This window comes from Xanthomonas sp. SHU 199 (assembly GCF_000364665.1).
Classification (GTDB): domain Bacteria; phylum Pseudomonadota; class Gammaproteobacteria; order Xanthomonadales; family Xanthomonadaceae; genus Xanthomonas_A; species Xanthomonas_A sontii.
This window is the reverse complement of record NZ_AQOI01000769.1, coordinates 1-2,783: the sequence shown is the minus strand read 5'-3', so window position 1 is coordinate 2,783 and position 2,783 is coordinate 1. Positions and strand designations below refer to the sequence as shown.

Annotated in this window: 4 protein-coding genes; 3 read left to right on the top strand and 1 reads right to left on the bottom strand. The window is 67.7% G+C overall.

Going from position 1 to position 2,783, the window contains the following annotated elements; genetic code table 11:
* On the top strand, positions 1 to 764 hold a 764-nt coding region (locus tag D183_RS0121205), incomplete at its 5' end, for a S46 family peptidase (protein WP_017910763.1).
* Between the two features lie 165 nt (positions 765 to 929).
* Entirely contained in the window at positions 930 to 1,574 is a 645-nt protein-coding gene (locus D183_RS0121200) for a histidine phosphatase family protein (RefSeq protein ID WP_017910762.1), read from the top strand.
* Between the two features lie 246 nt (positions 1,575 to 1,820).
* On the opposite strand, the gene D183_RS0121195 is transcribed toward D183_RS0121200, so the two are convergent.
* Complete coding sequence (locus D183_RS0121195; RefSeq protein ID WP_198527686.1) at positions 1,821 to 2,144, bottom strand: hypothetical protein; 324 nt, start codon at positions 2,142 to 2,144, stop codon at positions 1,821 to 1,823.
* A gap of 8 nt (positions 2,145 to 2,152) precedes the next feature.
* Between D183_RS0121195 and D183_RS0121190 the strand changes: the two genes are divergently transcribed.
* The coding region (locus D183_RS0121190; protein ID WP_017910760.1) for a Mur ligase family protein at positions 2,153 to 2,783 on the top strand (631 nt) is incomplete at its 3' end.

Here is a 2,783-nt window from a genome sequence, read left to right as displayed (position 1 = left end):
AGCTGCCGAAGGCGCAGCGCCTGCCGGCGCTGGACCAGTGGCTGGCCGGTGCCGACGCGCAGGCCGCCGCCACGCGTCTGGCCGGCACTCAACTGGGCAATACCGAGGCGCGCCTGAAGTGGCTGCATGCCGACCGCGCCGCGTTCGAGGCCAGCGACGACCCGGCGCTGCGCTATGCGGTGGCGCTGATGCCGACCCTGCTGCAGATCGAGCAGGACGAGAAGCGGCGTGAGGGCGAGGAACTGCTGGCGCGTCCGCGCTACCTGCAGGCCGTGGCCGACTACAAGAAGAGCCAGGGCGAGTTCGTGTATCCGGACGCCAACTCCTCGCTGCGCATCACCTTCGGCAACGTCAAGGGCTACGTGCCGAAGGACGGCGTGGCCTACACCCCGTTCACCACGCTGGAAGGCGTGGTCGCCAAGGACACCGGCGTGGAGCCGTTCGATTCGCCCAAGGCGCTGCTGGAGGCGGCCAAGGCCAAGCGCTACGGTGGGCTGGAGGACAAGCGGCTGGGCACGGTGCCGGTCAACTTCCTGTCCGACCTGGACATCACCGGCGGCAATTCCGGCTCGCCGGTGATGGACGCGCACGGCAAGCTGGTCGGCCTGGCCTTCGACGGCAACTGGGAGTCGGTGAGCTCGAACTGGGTGTTCGATCCGGCGATGACCCGCATGATCGCGGTCGATTCGCGCTATTTGCACTGGATCATGCAGGAAGTGATGCCGGCGCCGCGGCTGTTGAAGGAGTTGAACCTGGCCAAGTGAGCCGGGTTCCGGCGGGCGGCGGCTACGGCCGCCGTCCGCATGTCCGCCCCGGCACGCCGCGGCGGGCACGCGGGATGCAGCGCAGGGTTTCCGGCGACGGAGCGGGTATCATGCCGCTCCGTTTTCGTTTGCGAGACGGCCCCTTCCCCCCAAGGAATCCAGCGCATGCGCATTCTGCTCGCCCGCCATGGCGAAACCCCGTGGAACGCCGAAGGCCGCTACCAGGGCCAGATCGACATCCCGCTGTCGCCGGTCGGCGACGCTCAGGCGCAGGCGCTGGGCGCCCGCCTGCGCGAGGTGCCGCTGACCCGCGCCGTGGCCTCGCCGCTGGCCCGCGCGCAGCGCACCGCGCGCTTCGCCCTGGGCCCTGAGCGCGAGGCGTTGCTGCAGACCGATCCGGACCTGCAGGAAATCGCCCATGGCGAATGGGAAGGCCTGCTGGCCAGCGAGATCCACGAGAAGGATCCGGCGCGCCTGCGCGCCTGGCGCGAGGAGCCGGACACGGTGCTGATGCCGGGCGGCGAGTCGCTGCGGCAGGTGCTGGAGCGTTCCTGGCGCGGCCTGACCCGCGCCGCCGAGGGCCTGGGCGAGCACGACACGCTGCTGGTGGTGGCCCACGATGCGGTCAACCGGGTGATCCTGTGCCGGGTGCTGGGCCTGCCGATCGCGCGGCTGTGGAGTTTCCGCCAGGCGCCGACCACGCTGAACCTGCTGGAAGGGCCGGATGTGGAGCATCTGGAAGTGGTGCGCTTGAACGATTGCGCGCATCACACGCCGTTCTTCGGCGAGGCGAAGCATCGGGCGCTGTAGTTTTTTCGATCGTTGCTACGGTGTGCTGAGTCGATGCAAAGGCAGGATCAAGTGCTTTCGCGCTTGACGCGCGAGTTACTTTTCTTTGCTTGTGCAAAGAAAAGTAACCAAAAGAAAGCACACCCGGGCGGCACGCCCTCCGCGCTGCGCGCTCCGGGTGCGCAAGCAGGCCGGACATTTTTCGGCGGCACATCCATGTGCCGTCGAAAAACGGCGCGCATCCTGCGCGCCGCCCCTGCGGGGTTTTTATCCGGCCTGCTTGCCGTGCCTCACGGGATCCGGAACAGCCAAGGCCAAAGCGACAGCCAAAGCCATAGCCACAGCCAAAGCCAGAGCCACAGCCAAAGCCAAAGCCAGAGCCAAAGCCAGAGCCAAAGCCAGAGCCAGAGCCAGAGCCAGAGCCAGAGCCAAAGCCAAAGCCAAAGCCACAGCCAGAGCCAAAGCCACAGCCAGAGCCACAGCCAGAGCCACAGCAGCAGCAACAGCAACAGCAACAGCCAAAACCAAAGCCAAAGCAAAATGCGTCGCCGCTATGAGTGCGCGTGCTGTTGTCGCATCAGTCGAGTTCAATCGTCTCCATGAACACCCTCCCCGAATGGCTCGCCTACATCGAGCGCCAGCACCCCCAGGACATCGCAATGGGCCTGGAGCGGGTGCGCGCGGTCGCCGCACGCATGCGCCTGACCAAGCCGGCCAAGCACGTCATCACCGTCGGCGGGACAAACGGCAAGGGCTCGACCGTCGCCTTCGTCGAGGCCATCGCGCGTGCCGCCGGCTGGCGCGTGGGCAGCTACACCTCGCCGCACCTGCTGCGCTACAACGAGCGCGTGCGCATCGACGGCGACGAGGCCAGCGATGCCGAGCTGGTGACCGCCTTCGCGGCAGTGGAGGCCGCGCGCGGCGACACCGCGCTGACGTATTTCGAATACGGCACGTTGGCGGCGTTGTGGTTGTTCCAGCAGGCCAAGCTGGAACTGGCGGTGCTGGAAGTCGGCCTCGGCGGCCGCCTGGATGCGGTGAACCTGGTCGATGCCGACGTGGCGGTGATCACCACCGTGGACATCGACCACACCGACTGGCTCGGCACCGATCGCGAAGCGATCGGCGCGGAGAAGGCCGGCATCGCGCGGCCGTGGAAACCGCTGGTGCTGGGCGAGATCGATCCGCCCTCCAGCGTGCTGCGCCGCGCCTACGCGATCGGCGCCAATG